Here is a 15,135-nt window from a genome sequence, read left to right as displayed (position 1 = left end):
TGCTCAAGTCCCCTTGTTGCTGGTCGACGGCCACAACCTGCTCTGGAGAGCAGCCTTCGGGTTTCCCGCGGAGATCCGCTCGCGGGACAAAACCCGTGACCTCACCGCCCCCTTCGGCTTCTTCGCCCTGCTACGGGTCGCGATCCGCGACGAGCTGCCGGCGGCCCCCGAGGTGATCGTGGTCTTCGATGGTGAGCACGGCTCGGTCGAACGCCAGGACTCCGATGCCGACTACAAGGCAAACAGGGAGCTCGACGACGGTGCGCGCAAGGCCCTGGAAGCGATCCCGGTAGTCCAGCGTGGACTCCACCTCTACGGCATCCCGTGGATCGAGATCGAGACCGCCGAAGCCGACGACGTCATCGCCACCCTCATCACACACACGCGTGACCGACCCGCATGGATCTTCTCCACCGACCGCGACTACTACCAGCTGCTCAATGAGCAGGTCCGAGTGCTCAACACGGCGATGCACCCCGGCAAGAGGCACATCGGCCCCGACGACGTGGCCGCCCGCTACGGCGTCGGTCCAGCGCAATGGCCATCCTTCTGCGCGCTGAAAGGCGATCCCGCCGACAACATTCCCGGCGTCCGCGGCATCGGCGCGGCCACCGCTGCCCGTCTTCTCGACGGAGGGCTCAGCCTTGATGACCTGCCGGCCTCCGGTCGGCTCGCCGGTGCCGGTGCCAAGGGGAAGCTCGTCGAGCAGCAGTGGCAGCAGGTCTTGGCCTGGCGTGACCTCATCCGCATGCGCACCGACCTGCCTCTGCCGCTAGAACCGACCGGTGACGCCAGCGCTGAGTTGCCCAAGCCAGCCGAAGTGATCGAGAAGCTGGAGCTGTGGTGATCGACTCAAACCCCGCAACCCGCCCGGCGTCGGTGCTCACGGTCATGGCCCACCCTGACGACGCCGAGCTGTGGGCCGGCGGAACGCTCGCTCATCTCGCTCAGGCAGGCGCTGCCGTGACCATCGCGGTGCCCGAACACGCCGATGCCACGCGCAACGCGGAAGCTGCTGCAGCCGCACACGTGCTGGGGGCCGCGTACCAGCCGTACCCGACCGTCAATGCGAACACGCTGCACGACTTGCTCGACGTGACTCGTCCCGAGATCGTCATCACGCATCCGCTAGAGGACGTACATCCCGATCACCGGCACCTGGCGGCCACGCTGACCGCGGCCCTGCCCGAGATCGTGCTCGCGACCGGCTTCCCACGCAGGGTCTACACCGGCGATACCTACAACGGGCTCACCGTTGACGGTCCGGTCGCCGCGCACCGCATCATCGACGTCACCGACACCTGGGACATCAAGATGCGGGCGCTCGCCGCGCATGCCTCACAGCCCATCGCCGAGCATTTCGGCCCCATGGCCGAAACTCTGGGCCGTCTGTGGGGCAGCCGCATCGGCACACGGTATGGCGAGAACTTCGCTCCGCTGCCCGTTCTCGGCCGAATCCCAGCAGCCGCCACGCTCTGACTCACCACAGCCATTCCTGGGGACATCACTATGGATATCACCGGGCAGACGCGCGTCCTCGACGAAGCCGTCTACCAATACAGCACCTTGACCACCACCGACCAGCTGGAACGCATCACGAGGGTGGTTTCCTCCGGAACGCTCAGCGCGATCGCCGGAGACCAGGTCCGCGAGTTCGAGCAGCACGTCGCCGGGCACCTCGGCCGCCAGGGCGCGGTCGCTACCGCTTCTGCCACGGCAGCCCTCGAACTCCTCCTGGAGTGCCTTCCCCAGCGCGAACAGAATGAACGGGTCGTCATCCCCGAGGTCTGCTGGATCTCGGTCCCCACCGCCGTCCTCCGCAGCGGCCGAACACCGATCATCGCCCCCGCAACCAACGACCTCACCCCGCACTGGGAACAGATCGAACCCCTGCTCCATGAATGCACCACCGCGGTGATCCTTGCGCACGTCCGAGGCCGTCCGGCCCCGGACACCCAACGCATCGCCGATGAACTCACCCAGCGCGGCATCACGCTCATCGAGGACTGCGCCCAAGCCTGGGGCACCGCCCTCAACCAGCAGCCAGTCGGGCATCACGGTCTGGCAGCGGTGTTCTCGACCGAAACCCACAAACTCGTTGCCACCGGGGAAGGCGGGGTCATCGCCACCGACGACAGCCACCTACTGCACGCAATGCGGGCCGTCGGCGGCAACACCCGCCTCGCGCTCCCCGACACGGCCCAAGGCCGAGGCAACGTCCGAATGAGCGAGATCACCGCAGCGAGCGCCCTGCCCCAGCTCAACTACCTCGATGACCTGCTGCAAGTCCTGCGCCCACTCCAGGATGCGCTGATCGACCGGATCGAGGACGTGGCGATAACACGCAGCATTCTCCCCACCTCGGTCGAGCAGTCGCCGGACCTCGGCGCCGACGCATCGAACGGATCGCTCGTCGGCGTCTGGCTCCCCACGCCTCGCCACTCCCACCACGTCGCCGACCAGCTGTTCCGGTCGGGCATTCGCCACTGGTGGCCAGGGCCAGGTGACCCGCACCTGGCCCAGAACTGGCCGAGCACGCCGACCACGTCCATCGGTCACATCGTCGACCCGGCCTGCTACCTCGACATCCAAATCCCCGTGCTCGACGAGTCCCACCATCCGGCGTTCCTCGATCTGATCACCTCCGCCCTGCGTCTGACCGAAGACGAATGCGAGACCGCATGACCAGCCGCCATCAGCCGCCCCTGCGCTGCGCGATCATCGGATGCGGCCAGGTCGCACAGGAATACCTCTCCACGCTCCAGCACACCGCCGACCTCACGATCACCGCGTGCGCGGACATCGATCGCCGCGCCGCAGAAACGTTCGCTGAGCGGCACGGCATTCCCAACGCCGGCGACCCCAACGACATCCTCGCTACAAACACCATCGACGTCGCCGTCATCCTCACCCCGCCGGCAACCCACGTCGACCTCGCCTGCCGCGCGCTCGACGCCGGCGCCCACGTCTATGTCGAAAAGCCGCTCAGCCTCACCGCCGCCGACTCCGAGCTACTGCTTCGCACCGCATCCAATAAAGGACTGCTCGTGGACGCCGCGCCCGACACAGTGCTCGCCCCACCCGCGCGCGCAGCAAGCCAAGCGCTGGCCACCGACGTCATCGGCACTCCCCTTGCTGCCGATGCAGCACTACTGGCACCGGGACCCGAAAGGTGGCACCCGGCGCCACAACCGTTCTACGCCTCCGGCGCCGGCCCGCTTGGAGACATGGGCCCGTACTACCTGGCCATGCTGACCTACCTGCTCGGTCCCATCGACTACGTCGAAGCCACCACGACCTCGACCCGCAGCGAACGCACCATCCGAACCGGCCCCCACGCCGGCAACACCTTCCGAGCCGATGCCCCGACCCACGTAGTCACGCTCCTGCGCACCCGCAGCCAAGCCCTCATCACGCTGACCACGAGCTTCGACGTCGCGGCCACCGCACGCCCGCATTTGGAGATCTACGGCACCCACGGCTCGCTCGTGCTACCAGACCCCAACTTCCACGACGGCCCCGTGCACTACCGCCGCCGCGGAGAACAGAACTGGCAGGAACTCCCGCAGGATGACGCGGCCGGCCCCACCGGCCGCGGACTCGGCGTACTGGACCTCGTCGACTCCGTCTGCAACAACGCCTCTGACTGTCGCAGCGGCCACCGCGCCCACCACGTCGTCGAGATCATCGAAGCCATCGAGTTCGCGCGCACGAGCGGACATCCCGCCGAACTACGACTGCTACGAGAGGAGCGGGGTGCGAGCCTACGCTGACATCTCCACAGCCTGGCAACGGTTGGCCACCTACCTCGGCGCGGACTTTCGCCCCGAACTCACGCACTTCACCACGTTGCGGACGTTCCTCGACACCGAGTGGGCACGCCTCGGGGATGCCTTCTACAAACAGAGCGTGGGCTACCTCTACGACTTGACCCACTTCCACTACATGCGAGTCAAAGACCCGTTCTTCACCTTCCTACTGGAATTCGCACGCGAACACAGCATCACCGATATCGCCGACGTCGGATGCGGAATCGCACTGGACACCCAAGCCCTACTGCAAGCCGATCTCGACGTGCACGGCTACGACCTCGACAACCCAAGCCTGGACTACGCACGCTGGCGGCTGAATCGCGATCTCAACGAAGCCCACCGCATCCACGCACTTGACCAGCTCCCCGGCCGACGACATCAGCTCGCCTACGCCGTCGACGTTCTCGGACACGCTGAAGACCCGGCGGACCTGATCGAGCTGCTGTTCACCACAGCGGACTACGTCTTCCTCAACCTCGCACCCCACGACCCGGACCATCGCCACGGCAGAGCTGACCTACACCCGGTCTTGAACCACCAACGCGTCCTTGCCGACCTCAGCAAGTATGGCGACCTCATTCGCCTGGGCACACAACCGCCCAACGTCCTCACTGTGTGGCGCTCGCACTACCAGCGACAGCTACATACTCACGCCACGCCCACTCCAATCAGGTGAATCCCGTGGACGTGGCCACTGCTTCCGCGCAGGTCAGCTCAACGCGTTCCGCATTGGTGCAGCATTCGTGCAGCAATTCTGCTCTGGTTAGCAAGGTCGCGGACCGGTTGACTCCACTTGGTTGCGGCGAGGTGCACCCGGCCGGTTTCCCCCACCCCGACACCTCGCCGCAGCCAGTCCCCGTCAAAGCCAACCGCTGAACCGGTGCCGCCACGTTATGAACGCCAACCACCAGCCAGCAACTACGCCATTCGCCACAGAGGTCGATGCACTGCTCACCGCCGTCGCGCGGGATGGTTTCACCTTGCGCTACTGCAATGGACCTCGTCAGCCGACCCTGATCGTCGGCACCTATCACTGGGGGACTTTCGTTGACCTCTTCGTCATACGGGATATCGACGACGTCATCAGCGCCCGGGTACCTGCCACCGAGGTTCGCGACATCTTCGAAGCCGAGGTGATGGTCTGGCTCTACGCAGGCGACGCTGAGAAGTCACTTCGCGCACTGCTCGACCTGCCTCACCCTGACCATCCCGAAGCGCCGACAAGCCGCGCGCCTGCACCAGCCGCACTGCACGTTCCAGCCGCACGGCAGTCGCCGGTGACCATCCGCCCTCCATCTGAGTTGGCCGCCCGAGCACGACAGATACGCCTCGGGGCTTCTCTCCTCGCCAACACAACCAAAATTCCCAAGTGAACCGGGGTGAAACTTGTGAGCTACCGGATCGGTAAGAGCTTCTCCTTCGACGCTGCGCATTGCCTACCGAGCCTGCCACCCGAGCACAAGTGCTCCCGCCTCCATGGGCACACCTACACCGTGGAAGTCGTACTCTCAGCGGCGAACTTGGATCCACCGGGGTTCGTCACGGACTTCGGCGAGCTGCGTCCGCTCCGCCACTACCTCGACGCCACGCTCGATCACCAACACCTGAACAAGGTCCTCGACGTCGAACCGACCAGCGAGAACTTGGCACGCCACATCGCCGAATGGTACGCGTATACGAGAGCGCCACCAGTTGGGCCGAGTACGAGGTGCCACGGCTATGACGGCGATGAACGACGCGATCACCCGCCCGCTGCTCGTGGCAGAGCATTTCGGCCCCACGCTGCAAGGGGAAGGGTCATCTGCCGGGAAGCCAGCCCTGTTCATCAGGCTCTCACGCTGCAACCTGTCCTGCCCCGCGTGCGACACCCCGTATACCTGGGACTGGTCGCGTTTCAACCCACGCCTGGAAGCCAGGAAAATCACAGCGGACGCCCTACACCGTTGGGCTATGAGCTACAAGACCGAGTTAGTCGTCATCACCGGCGGCGAGCCGTTGCTCCAGCAGGATGCGCTCCGGCCTCTTGTTCGGTCTTTAGCAATCGCAGGGCGCCGGATTGAGATCGAGACCAACGGGACAATCGCTCCGGATCCTGACATCATCGAATATGTCAGCCAGTTCAACGTGTCGCCGAAAACCGCGACCTTCGCGGGAAGCGATGCAACGCGCGTACACCGGATCAACCCCGATGCTCTACGCAACTTCGCTTCTTCCCAAAAGGCCGTCTTCAAATTCACCGTGTCGAGCGCAGAAGATCTGGACGAAATATCGCTCCATGCCGCTGAATTCGGCCTTGAACCCGTGTGGATCATGCCCGAAGGGACGACGCCCGAAGTAGTCCTGGGCCGGATGTCCTGGCTTGCAGAAGAAGTGATCAAACGGAATTGGAACCTGTCCGGCCGACTGCACATACTCCTGTGGGGAGACCAGCGCGGCCGATGATCAGTTCCCGGGCTCAGCCCGATCGAGGGTACTCCTCCCCATCACGAGTGTGCTCCGTCGGTTGACGTGCGACAGTTGTCCGCCAGCTGATCTGCGTCACGCAAGCGGGCCGGTAATTATCACGCCGTACTGCTTACTGGCCGTCCCACGAAGACGATGTCGTGGATCGTCCCGTCCAGGTCGGCGACGCCTGGCAGCCGTCCCCATTCCTGGAAGCCGTGAGATCTGAAGAGTCGAAGGCTGGCCTCGTTGTTGGCGAAGATCGTGGTGGCGAGCGTCCGCACCCCAAGCTGTGGCGCGTAGGTGATCGCATCGCGAAGTAGGTCTCGGCCCTGTCCTCGGCCGCGGTGGGCGGGATGGAGATAGATCGCAAGATCAGAGGTCACGTCGTATCCGGGGCGCCCGTTGAGAAACGGCTCGAAGGACAGGTACCCAGTCACCGTTTCCGGGGAGTGGGGCTCGTAGCCCACCCAGATCGGATGGCGTTCCGTGGTTGCTCGGTCGAACCACTCCTGTCGGGAGTCGACTGTGACCGGTTCCAGATCGCATGTGCTCGACCTGGCCAGGACCGCCGAGTTGTAGATGTCGACGATCGCTGGAAGATCCTCGCGAGTCGCGAGGCGGTGGTGGTACTGCATGGGACTCGCTCCTGTTTTCCTCGGTACGGCACTCGGGTTGGGGATTTGAGGTCGGCGGCGGCGTCCTCGGGGGCGAGCTACTCAGGGCAGGACAATCAGAAGGGCGTAACGGACCGGGTTAGGCCCAAGGCAGCGGAAGCGGGAAGCACCCCACAACTGGACGCGCAGGCAATCGCCGACCTGGACTTCATGCGCCTTGCCGTCGACGGTGACTTCCAATGCGCCCTCCAGTACCCAGATGTGATGCTCCAGACCTGGCACGGGCGATCCTTCGTAGGAGATGTCGGCGTCCGGATGCAGGACGGCTTCGACGACTTCGCCGCGTAGGCCAGGGTGGGGCGGAGACACTGACTTACGTGCGAATCCGGCAGTCTCGTCCTGCCACACCGCTTGTCGCCCGGCGCGTACAAGCTGTGGCGCCTGTGGCTCCACTTCGGCAAGTAGCTGCGACACGGTCCGCTGATAGGCCGTGCACAGCTTGCTCAGCATCGCTGCAGTCGGGCTGATCTCTACCCGTTCCAACCGCGACAACGTCGAGCGGCTGACGCCTGTGCGCTGAGCCAACTCCTCCAGCGACCAACCTTGCTCCGTGCGGAGGTGCACAAGCCGAGACGCCAGTCGCGCATCGAGCTCCTCAGAGCTGCTGTCCTCGGTCGGCACCCTCCCGATCGTTCTCATGGTCGGGACAATATCCCAAATATGAGACACGTGGACAGCTGTTCGGCACGGTCAGCTGAGTATGTCTAGGTGTCGCAGATCAGCTGACGGACACCTGTCGCACATCACCCGACGGAGCACACTGCCCATCACGAGTCGCTGTCGGGTCACCGGGCGCGCGGGCAGGGTTCCTAACAATACCCACGGCTAGTCGACTACGAGTTGTCCACGTGCCATGACGAGTCGTGGCTTGCTCAACGACGCGAGATCTGTACGTGGGTCGCCCTCGACTGCGATGATGTCAGCGCTGTAACCGGGGGTGAGGCTGCCTACGTTGCGCAGACCGAGCGCCTCTGCAGCTGTCGTTGTGGCCATTTCGATGATCTCGTCTCGGGAGAACCCGAGGTACTCGTAGAGTCCGAGCGCTTCGGCGTAGCCGGTGAAGGTCGACCCGCGTAGGCCCGCGTCTGTGCCGGGGATCATGGGTACACCGAGGTCGCGCATCCAGCGGATGCGACTGACAATCTGTTTGGCTCGGTCTGGGCCGAGCCGGTCGAGGAAGGCGCGCCAGTGCGGTGGCCAGGCGAGGCACGCGTGGATTCCGCGTTCTGCCATGGTCTTGGCGACGTCGTCACGGGTTTCGTACCCACCGCCGCCAGTCATCCACGTGCAGTGCTCGACGGTGCTGACGCCGGCATCGACTGCCTCAGCGATGGCTTCGGTTCCGTGTGCGTGGGCGGCGACCGGCAACCCTGCGCTTCTGGCTTCCGAGACCGCGAGGTGAAGTTGTTCTCCGGTGAACTGCGAGGCCCACATCGGCGGCGATGTCGGCGTGATCTGTCCGCCCGATGCCATGATCTTGATCAGGTCTGCGCCGCGGTCGGCGGAGTCACGGATACGTGCTCGGATGTCGTCCTCGCCGTCGACCTCGCCTCCGAAGAAGTGGCAATGCCCGTTCGGTGGCGTAAGAGGGGCGCCGGCGGCGAGGATGCGGGGACCGGCGAGGGCGCCGTGTTCGATGGCGTTGCGCAGGTGGAAGACGAGACCGTTGCGGTCGCCGAGGTCGCGCAATGTCGTGACGCCGCTTCGCGCGGCTGCCTGGGCTCTGCCGGCCATGGTTAGCAGAAGGTCGGTGTCGTCGGAGTCGAGGTAGTGCTGCAGCGGCTCGCTGCTGGCGTCTAGGGCGAGGTGCACGTGACAATTGATCAACCCTGGAAGCACGGTGTGCCCAGCGTATTCGTGCAAGACGGCCTCGTTGGAGGCTTGTCGGCTGACGTCGTCGCGGTGCCCGATGGCCACGATCCGGTCGTCGTCGACGAGTACTGCACCTTTGGGCACGGTTTGACCTGCTCGTCCAGTGAGAATGGTGTCCGCAGTGATCAATCGCTGCACGTAAGAGCCTCCGTCAGGGGTCTGGTTCAGAGTGCGCGGGCCAGCGCCAGGAGTTCGTCAACCTCCCCGTCGACCTCGCTTGTGCTGGTACCGGTAGGTGCCGCCACGAGGATCGCTGACCTCGTACTCGGAGTTTCACCTGCAAGTTGACGTTGAATGGCGTACTTGACTGTCTCGGCCTGCTCGTGTGCGGGACGCTCAGTGTCGTATCCGGCGTCAGCTAGATGTGGGCTGAGCTGGACCATCCCGTCGCGAATTTCGACTACGCGGCGCCAGAAGCGACGATGCAAGCGCAGCGGAACGATTTCGTCGCGGTCGTTGCGCCTGCTCGCTTCGAGTTCGTCGTTCGGAAAGGCAGCGTGAAGGCACTGCCACAGTGGCCGGAGGGCATGGAACTGTCGGCGCCGTCGTAGCCAGAGTCGGGCGGCTGCCCAACGGGCAGCAAGCCCGACGAAGCAGACACCGAGAACGAAGGTCAGGATCCCCAAGGGAACCAGCAAGTTCACAGCGGTTTCGAGCGGAGTCGGTATGCCGCCGCCCGCCCAGCGGATCACAACGAAGATCCCTCGGATCGCCGCGGCTACGGCCAAGCACGAGAATCCCGCTGCTGCAACGCGGAATCCCCACCGGGCCCGTGGTGTTGACTCTGCTGCGTATTGGATGGCCCAGTACGCCGTTCGACTTGCGGCATATGCGAAGTAGAGCGAGCCGGCGAGGTAGAAGACGGCTACGCCGTGCGCGGTCATGTCTGCCGGTAGCCGCCCTGTCTGCGAAAAGACGGTTTCTCGTACCGGTGCAGGTGTCGCCAGCATGGCCACAGTCATCACGACCGATGTGCCTGCAAGTAGGACGGCCTCACCCCAGGCTTTGCGTACCGCCCCCTGTCCGACTGCCGAGAACAGGAAGAACAACATCAGGAAGAACCACGAGCCGTTGAGCGCGAGGTTGTAGATCAGTTTGCTCAAGCTTTCCGAGAAGATGTCGCTGAGCCCAATTAGCGTTCCGAACACGCGGAGCAAGATCCAGGCAACGACGGCGCGCAAAGCAAGGTCGCTGGGTTCTCGTAGCAGCCGGTAGGTAAACCATCCCAACGCCAGCAACAGGGCAACGGTCACGGGGCTCATAGCCAGTCCTGCCGATCGCCGAGGGAGTGCTGCGCTCGGCGTGCGCGCGGCGATCCTCCCGGACTGGTGACCGCACTGACGACCGCAGCGCGTTCGAGTAGGAGAGTCGCGACCGTTTCAGCGTCGCGTTCCTGATCGGTGTCGTAGTGCGTCCGGCGAAGTGCCCGGCGAAGGAGATCCGGCGGGACATCCGGCAGTAGTTCTGCCCACACCGCGTCGTCGCCGTCGTCGGAGCTGTGTCCTGCGAGTAGATGTCCCAGCTCGTGCGCGATGATGTGCTGCTGATGCAGCACTGTCGTTTCCCGCTGATAGAGGATGTAGTCAGCACTGCTGGTCCGCAGCCACAACCCAAAGGGGCCAGGGACTTCGAGGGGAAGAGCAAGGAGCCGGATTGTCAGGCCACGGTGGGCGCCGAGCCTCTGACACACCTCCGCCATGTCGATCGGATGGCTGATGTCCAGAGCCGATAGCTCCGCGCGTAGCTGCCGACGAAGCCTCCGTTCCCTCCTTTTCGGAGTGAACATGTCCTCACCTCCGATCGTTGGACCAACCATGACGGCAGCCAACACACGTGCGCTAGCGATTCACTCGGACGTGTGTTCCTCATCCTTGGTGCGGTGTTCTTCGAACTCCATGTACCGCAGCACGTTCCGCAAGCCCTCCGGCGTCAGGTTCTTAGCTCGGAACGCCAGTTCCCGTACGTTGCTGTCCCCCAGCTTTGCCAGGAGCTCGTACTGGGCATTGAGTTCCTCGCCTCGTGGGGTGTTGGAGAAGTAGTCCAGCGGCACACCGAAGAACTCAGCGAGCCCTTCAACAACCGCGTACCCAGGCTCGCTTTCCCCCTTGAGCAGCTGGTATAGGTACGCGCGGGAGATCTTGCGCCCCCGCTGCGTCAGCGCCTCGGCGACTTCCCGAGGCGTGTATGTGTCGCCGGATTCGGATCGAACGCTATCGAAGAGGCGACGCAATTTGATCGCAAACGTCTCCTGCCGCGATTCGCCGCCCTCGGCCTCCATGATCACACCTCCTCCGAGCAGTAGCAGGTCCACCATAACGGAACGCCGCGGTCCTTGCGCAATCGTCAGTCTGTTCTAGTTGACGACGATTCTGCCGATGTTTACATTCGAGCCAGCGAGTCCACTATAACGGACTTGAGGCGGCTCCATACCGCTGATCTGGGGAAACAAGATCCGCGATGACCCTTCTGCCCCACTCGGGCACCCCAGCGCACTTCCAATATCAATTTCCGTCGGGGGGCGACATGCGAAATGTGACCACGGGAGATACGGAACTTTCTAGTCCAGGAAAGCGTTGCTCGACATCCACTATCCGGAGCTCGCTTTCCGAGCGAAACGATCATTTGTTGACACGGATTGTCAACCTGTCAACTCTGGCCTTCCACGCCCTCCTGGTCCCACAGTGGACATACCAGCAGCGAAGAACCGGTTTTGCTCCCTATAGGAACGAAACCCGTTGGGAGTTACCCGTCTCGAACAACCAGGTGGTTCACACACGCCGTCAGGAGGACGTCATGGTCATTGAAGGTCTGAAACCCTGCCCACTGTGCCAGCATCGTGCGTTGGACAAACTCACCGGCCTGGCCGACCGGTGGGGGTGGGAGTCGAAAGCTCCGGAGCTGCTGCGAGAGGCTCGTCAGGCCGCGCTGTTGCTGATCGACCTCGACCGGTTCAAGCAGATCAACGATGTGTGGGGGCATCAAGCGGGCGACCACGCCCTGGTCAGGACGGCTCAGATCGTTCGTCACGCTGTCGACGAGGACGCGCTCGTAGGCCGGTACGGCAGCTACGGCGGTGACGAGTTCCTTGTGCTGCTACCGACCGGCAGCGATCACGCGGTACAGGTTGCGGAGACGATCCGCTCCGGGGTACGGGCCATGGTGACGGCCGTGACCTCGACGTCAGGTGAGTCTGCGACGTTGGCAGGAATGACGGTTTCGGTGGGGGTGGCAGTACGTGGCCCTACCGACGGATGGGATCTCTCTAGTCTGATCTCGTCGGCTGACGGTGCCTTGCAGCAGGCCAAGCGCGCTGGGCGAGACCGGGTGTGTGTCGCCAACCAGGCCGCGGCTGCTCCCACTAGGTCGCTTCGGGTCCCTGCGGCACGGTCGCACTCCGTCGCGCCAGAGGGGCGAGAGAAACAGCTGGTCGAGGTCTGTCGCGTGATGCGCGGGCGTTGGACGCCGGATGTGCTCATGGCGCTGTGGTCAGGACCGCACTGCTACGACGAGCTCCTCGACCGCCTTCGCAACGCCTCCACTTCGGACGGTGTGCGCGGGCGTGATCACCGCATACCGGCGAGCACCCTGGTTCGCACGCTTCGTCGCCTCGACCGCAGTGGCCTGATCCAGTGCACCGGGGCAGGGCGCGCGGCGTGCTACGAACTCAGTCCCTTGGCCCACGAGCTGGCGGCTGCCGTTGGCCCGTTGTCGAGCCAGCAGCGTGTGCACCCCTCAGAGCGTGCCGAACGCCACTTGGTACAGGCCGGCTGAACACGACCTGCTCACCACACTCCAGCAATTCCCTCAGGTCATCTCCCGAATCTTGGAGGTCTCATGCCACACCGTGGATCAGCCGGTCATGACACCGTCGTCGCCGGCGATCAGCAGTACGACAATGTTCGCCCCGATGAGGCACGGCCCCAACGGCACGGTCGAGAGCGGTCGGTTGACCGTGCGCAGTCCGAGATGGATCAGTGCCGCGGCGAGCCAGGCCACCAACAATCCGCTGAACAACGCTGGCCAGCTGAACCAGGCAAGTACGGCTGCCCACGGCGCGGCCAGTTTGACGTCCCCGCCACCGAAGCCGCTGGGGGCCAGTACGTAGATCAGCGCGAAGAACACCAGGCATCCTGCCGCACCCACGCCGGCTCGCACCAACGGCTCCAGATCAGCGGTCAGCAGTGCACCTGCCACAACAGCGCTGCCGACCAGCGCGGCCAGGATCGCGATCAGGCGGTTGGGCAACCGCTGGGTGAGGGCGTCTTCCCAAGCCAGGGGGACCGCTGCGACAGCGAAGGCCACAGCCACGGTGATGTTGACTGGGTTGTGGAGTCTCCAGACCAGCAACCAGAGCACGACGAGGGCGATCGCGAACTGACCGGTGACCCGTCCTCGGCGAATGCGCTGCTGCGTTGGCGGCATTCCGGCCAAGCTGATGAGCACACTGAAGCCTGCCCACAGCAGTGTCGCCAGCGCGGCGTCGAGCACGATGTCCCCCTCATCGACCATGGCTCTGGACGTGATCGAGCGTCGATGGTGCTGGTGTCGCCTGCAACTGCAGCAAGCTGGCGAGGCCGCCGGATACCTCGTGGGGTCGGCATTGCCTCCGTCGCCACGGTCGTTCTTCTCCCGCTGATGGTGGGTTGCGAGCAAGCAGCGGATGCACCTGCTCCTGCGACTGATGAGGTCGTGTCTCCCCCGGCCACGACCTCATCGCCCGCCGATCTCAAAGCTGCCCGAGCACGGGAGGTCTACCTGCAGATGTGGCAGGCCATGGCACGGGCCGCGGAAACCTCGGATTGGCGGTCCCCGGAGCTGGCCGAGTATGCGACGGGGGATGCGCTGACCACGCTGAGCCGCAGCTTGTATGCCGACCATGTCAACAAGCTCGTGACGCGCGGGCGGCCGGCGAATCACCCGACGGTGTCCTCAGTCGAGCCGCCCGGTGATCCGCGCACCGTGATGCTTGCCGACTGCGGAGATTCAGCGAATTGGCTCAAGTACCGGAGCGGTACTGATCAGCTGGCTGACGAGACCGGCGGTGGACGTCGATCCATCACTGCCGAGGTGGTCACGCAGCCTGATGGCAGCTGGCGGGTGTCCCGGTTTTCGGTGCAGGGGGTGGGGACATGTTAGGCAGGACCACCCTGGTCACCACGGCGGTCTCCGCCTGCCTGCTCGCGGGTGCGGGAACGGCGCTGGCCGGTGACGGATGGGGCAATGTCGAGTGTGGCCAGACCGACTACGCCGGCTGCCAGCTCGGCGCCGGCAGCGGCGGTGAACCCAGTGCCCCGTCGAAGCCGCACCTGCCTGGTTCCGGCAGCGGATCCGAGGACGACGGTGGCGAATCTTCGCAGGACTCGCCTCCGAAACCTCCGCAAGGCGACGTGATCGCTGGGGATCGGCCTCCGCTGGCCGACTGCCACTACGTTCCCAGCGATTACCAACCACCGAGCCAGGGCACGACTCCCATCTCCTTCGAGGACTCGGGCGGCGGTGCGGTCACCGTCAGGCCAGCCGTGCACCGCTCCCGCATCGCCCCGGCTTCACCACGACCGGCGCAGCAGCAGCCGCGACCGTCGGGACAGTGGTACGTGTTTCAGTGCTCCGGTGCAGGGTGGGCTGATGGGCTCTACCGGCCCCCGGTGTGGATCCCGGATGGTCAGCAGCCGGGTCCGTCCCCGGAACAGCTCGCGCAACAGGCATACAGCCAGTTGCGGTTGCCCTCTCCGCAGATCCAGGCATCTCCTGCCGAAACGCAGCTGGTTCAGTTGCCGACGTGGCTGTGGCTGGATCGCGGGCAGTGGCAGCCCCAGACCGCCATGGCCTCGGTGCCGGGTGTCTCGGTGACGGCGACCGCCTCCCCGAGCTCGGTGCGGTGGTCGATGGGTGATGGCTCGACGGTGAGCTGTCCAGGTCCGGGAACACCGTTTCCGCCGGACACCGATCCCCGCGCCACCTCGCCGGACTGTGGCCACACCTACCGGCAGAGTTCCGAAGCCCATCAGAGCCACGCGTATCCGATCGAGGCAACGGTGACGTGGACGGTCACCTGGTCCGGCCCCACCGGAGGCGGGACGCTGCCGGACCTCATGACCACGTCTACCGCGTCGTTCGAGGTGGCCGAGTCACAAGCGTTGAACCACGCACCCAATTAGCAACAGATCATCCACTATAGACAACTCAAACTTCGAAACTACGTATTTTCGCCCCGTTCTGCGGAATTGGGGTGCAGGTACCGCCTTGTTTGGAGACGCCTTATGGCTACTTCTACTGCGACGTCCTCCGAGACACAGAGCCCGTCGCGATCCTGGGCCGGACGCAGACCCGGG

At 64.6% G+C, this 15,135-nt stretch carries 17 protein-coding genes and 1 pseudogene; 11 read left to right on the top strand and 7 right to left on the bottom strand.

What is annotated here, in order from left to right; all coding sequences use genetic code 11:
- The first annotated feature begins 16 nt into the window (after positions 1-16).
- The 8 genes and pseudogenes from KBO27_RS22405 (at position 17) to KBO27_RS22375 (ending at position 6,254) form a co-directional block, all read left to right on the top strand.
- A complete protein-coding gene (locus KBO27_RS22405; RefSeq protein WP_246537802.1) occupies positions 17-847 on the top strand; it encodes a 5'-3' exonuclease in 831 nt (276 codons plus the stop codon).
- Complete coding sequence (locus KBO27_RS22400) at positions 841-1,479, top strand: PIG-L deacetylase family protein (protein ID WP_307870551.1); 639 nt, start codon at positions 841-843, stop codon at positions 1,477-1,479. The genes KBO27_RS22405 and KBO27_RS22400 overlap by 7 nt, the downstream gene beginning before the upstream one ends.
- A gap of 30 nt (positions 1,480-1,509) precedes the next feature.
- A complete protein-coding gene (locus KBO27_RS22395) occupies positions 1,510-2,685 on the top strand; it encodes a DegT/DnrJ/EryC1/StrS family aminotransferase (RefSeq protein ID WP_210971849.1) in 1,176 nt (391 codons plus the stop codon).
- Entirely contained in the window at positions 2,682-3,773 is a 1,092-nt protein-coding gene (locus KBO27_RS22390) for a Gfo/Idh/MocA family protein (RefSeq protein ID WP_210971848.1), read from the top strand. Before KBO27_RS22395 ends, KBO27_RS22390 begins: the two co-directional genes overlap by 4 nt.
- Before the next feature lie 22 nt (positions 3,774-3,795).
- Positions 3,796-4,488: a class I SAM-dependent methyltransferase gene (locus KBO27_RS22385; RefSeq protein ID WP_246537801.1), complete on the top strand. Its 693-nt coding sequence runs from the start codon at positions 3,796-3,798 to the stop codon at positions 4,486-4,488.
- A gap of 217 nt (positions 4,489-4,705) precedes the next feature.
- Entirely contained in the window at positions 4,706-5,185 is a 480-nt protein-coding gene (locus KBO27_RS22380) for a hypothetical protein (RefSeq protein ID WP_210971846.1), read from the top strand.
- A gap of 6 nt (positions 5,186-5,191) precedes the next feature.
- Positions 5,192-5,425 (top strand): annotated as a pseudogene (locus tag KBO27_RS34820) (6-carboxytetrahydropterin synthase); the annotation flags it as partial.
- A gap of 106 nt (positions 5,426-5,531) precedes the next feature.
- Entirely contained in the window at positions 5,532-6,254 is a 723-nt protein-coding gene (locus tag KBO27_RS22375) for a 7-carboxy-7-deazaguanine synthase QueE (protein ID WP_246537800.1), read from the top strand.
- A gap of 119 nt (positions 6,255-6,373) precedes the next feature.
- Here the strand turns inward: KBO27_RS22375 and KBO27_RS22370 are convergent, their stop codons facing one another.
- The 6 genes from KBO27_RS22370 to KBO27_RS22345 form a co-directional block, all read right to left on the bottom strand.
- On the bottom strand, positions 6,374-6,892 hold the full coding sequence (locus KBO27_RS22370) for a GNAT family N-acetyltransferase (RefSeq protein WP_210971845.1): 519 nt from the start codon (positions 6,890-6,892) through the stop codon (positions 6,374-6,376).
- Between the two features lie 81 nt (positions 6,893-6,973).
- Positions 6,974-7,570, bottom strand: coding sequence for a helix-turn-helix domain-containing protein (locus KBO27_RS22365; protein ID WP_210971844.1), 597 nt, complete (start codon positions 7,568-7,570; stop codon positions 6,974-6,976).
- Between the two features lie 186 nt (positions 7,571-7,756).
- The gene (locus KBO27_RS22360; RefSeq protein WP_210971843.1) at positions 7,757-8,941 is read right to left on the bottom strand and encodes an amidohydrolase family protein; all 1,185 of its coding nucleotides are present in this window, start codon (positions 8,939-8,941) and stop codon (positions 7,757-7,759) included.
- Positions 8,942-8,967: 26 nt separating this feature from the next.
- Positions 8,968-10,065, bottom strand: coding sequence for an MAB_1171c family putative transporter (locus KBO27_RS22355; RefSeq protein ID WP_210971842.1), 1,098 nt, complete (start codon positions 10,063-10,065; stop codon positions 8,968-8,970).
- On the bottom strand, positions 10,062-10,589 hold the full coding sequence (locus KBO27_RS22350; protein WP_210971841.1) for a M48 family metalloprotease: 528 nt from the start codon (positions 10,587-10,589) through the stop codon (positions 10,062-10,064). Before KBO27_RS22350 ends, KBO27_RS22355 begins: the two co-directional genes overlap by 4 nt.
- Positions 10,590-10,649: 60 nt before the next feature.
- Complete coding sequence (locus KBO27_RS22345; protein ID WP_210971840.1) at positions 10,650-11,081, bottom strand: helix-turn-helix domain-containing protein; 432 nt, start codon at positions 11,079-11,081, stop codon at positions 10,650-10,652.
- 515 nt (positions 11,082-11,596) lie between these two features.
- On the opposite strand from KBO27_RS22345, the gene KBO27_RS22340 reads away from it, so the two are divergent.
- Positions 11,597-12,574: a diguanylate cyclase gene (locus KBO27_RS22340; protein ID WP_210971839.1), complete on the top strand. Its 978-nt coding sequence runs from the start codon at positions 11,597-11,599 to the stop codon at positions 12,572-12,574.
- Between the two features lie 78 nt (positions 12,575-12,652).
- Here KBO27_RS22340 and KBO27_RS22335 read toward each other — a convergent pair whose 3' ends face one another.
- Complete coding sequence (locus KBO27_RS22335) at positions 12,653-13,312, bottom strand: prepilin peptidase (RefSeq protein ID WP_210971838.1); 660 nt, start codon at positions 13,310-13,312, stop codon at positions 12,653-12,655.
- A gap of 24 nt (positions 13,313-13,336) precedes the next feature.
- Between KBO27_RS22335 and KBO27_RS33885 the strand changes: the two genes are divergently transcribed.
- Entirely contained in the window at positions 13,337-13,939 is a 603-nt protein-coding gene (locus KBO27_RS33885) for a hypothetical protein (protein ID WP_246537799.1), read from the top strand.
- A complete protein-coding gene (locus KBO27_RS22325) occupies positions 13,933-14,961 on the top strand; it encodes a hypothetical protein (RefSeq protein WP_210971837.1) in 1,029 nt (342 codons plus the stop codon). Before KBO27_RS33885 ends, KBO27_RS22325 begins: the two co-directional genes overlap by 7 nt.
- Positions 14,962-15,135 lie beyond the last annotated feature (174 nt).

The sequence above is a fragment of the Saccharopolyspora endophytica genome, assembly GCF_018070075.1.
Taxonomy (GTDB): domain Bacteria; phylum Actinomycetota; class Actinomycetes; order Mycobacteriales; family Pseudonocardiaceae; genus Saccharopolyspora; species Saccharopolyspora endophytica.
Note: the sequence above shows the minus strand (reverse complement) of the source record. Positions and strands in the feature narration are given on the sequence as shown.

What these genes read in the sequence shown, in the direction of transcription:
- KBO27_RS22390 (WP_210971848.1), top strand. Translation starts at nt 2,682, where the DNA reads ATGACCAGCCGCCATCAGCCGCCCCTGCGCTGCGCGATCATCGGATGC.
- KBO27_RS22395 (WP_210971849.1), top strand. Translation starts at nt 1,510, where the DNA reads ATGGATATCACCGGGCAGACGCGCGTCCTCGACGAAGCCGTCTACCAA.
- KBO27_RS22370 (WP_210971845.1), bottom strand. Translation starts at nt 6,892, where the DNA reads ATGCAGTACCACCACCGCCTCGCGACTCGCGAGGATCTTCCAGCGATC.
- KBO27_RS22380 (WP_210971846.1), top strand. Translation starts at nt 4,706, where the DNA reads ATGAACGCCAACCACCAGCCAGCAACTACGCCATTCGCCACAGAGGTC.
- KBO27_RS22350 (WP_210971841.1), bottom strand. Translation starts at nt 10,589, where the DNA reads ATGTTCACTCCGAAAAGGAGGGAACGGAGGCTTCGTCGGCAGCTACGC.
- KBO27_RS33885 (WP_246537799.1), top strand. Translation starts at nt 13,337, where the DNA reads ATGGTGCTGGTGTCGCCTGCAACTGCAGCAAGCTGGCGAGGCCGCCGG.
- KBO27_RS22325 (WP_210971837.1), top strand. Translation starts at nt 13,933, where the DNA reads ATGTTAGGCAGGACCACCCTGGTCACCACGGCGGTCTCCGCCTGCCTG.
- KBO27_RS22340 (WP_210971839.1), top strand. Translation starts at nt 11,597, where the DNA reads ATGGTCATTGAAGGTCTGAAACCCTGCCCACTGTGCCAGCATCGTGCG.
- KBO27_RS22365 (WP_210971844.1), bottom strand. Translation starts at nt 7,570, where the DNA reads ATGAGAACGATCGGGAGGGTGCCGACCGAGGACAGCAGCTCTGAGGAG.
- KBO27_RS22355 (WP_210971842.1), bottom strand. Translation starts at nt 10,065, where the DNA reads ATGAGCCCCGTGACCGTTGCCCTGTTGCTGGCGTTGGGATGGTTTACC.
- KBO27_RS22375 (WP_246537800.1), top strand. Translation starts at nt 5,532, where the DNA reads ATGACGGCGATGAACGACGCGATCACCCGCCCGCTGCTCGTGGCAGAG.
- KBO27_RS22335 (WP_210971838.1), bottom strand. Translation starts at nt 13,312, where the DNA reads ATGGTCGATGAGGGGGACATCGTGCTCGACGCCGCGCTGGCGACACTG.
- KBO27_RS22345 (WP_210971840.1), bottom strand. Translation starts at nt 11,081, where the DNA reads ATGGAGGCCGAGGGCGGCGAATCGCGGCAGGAGACGTTTGCGATCAAA.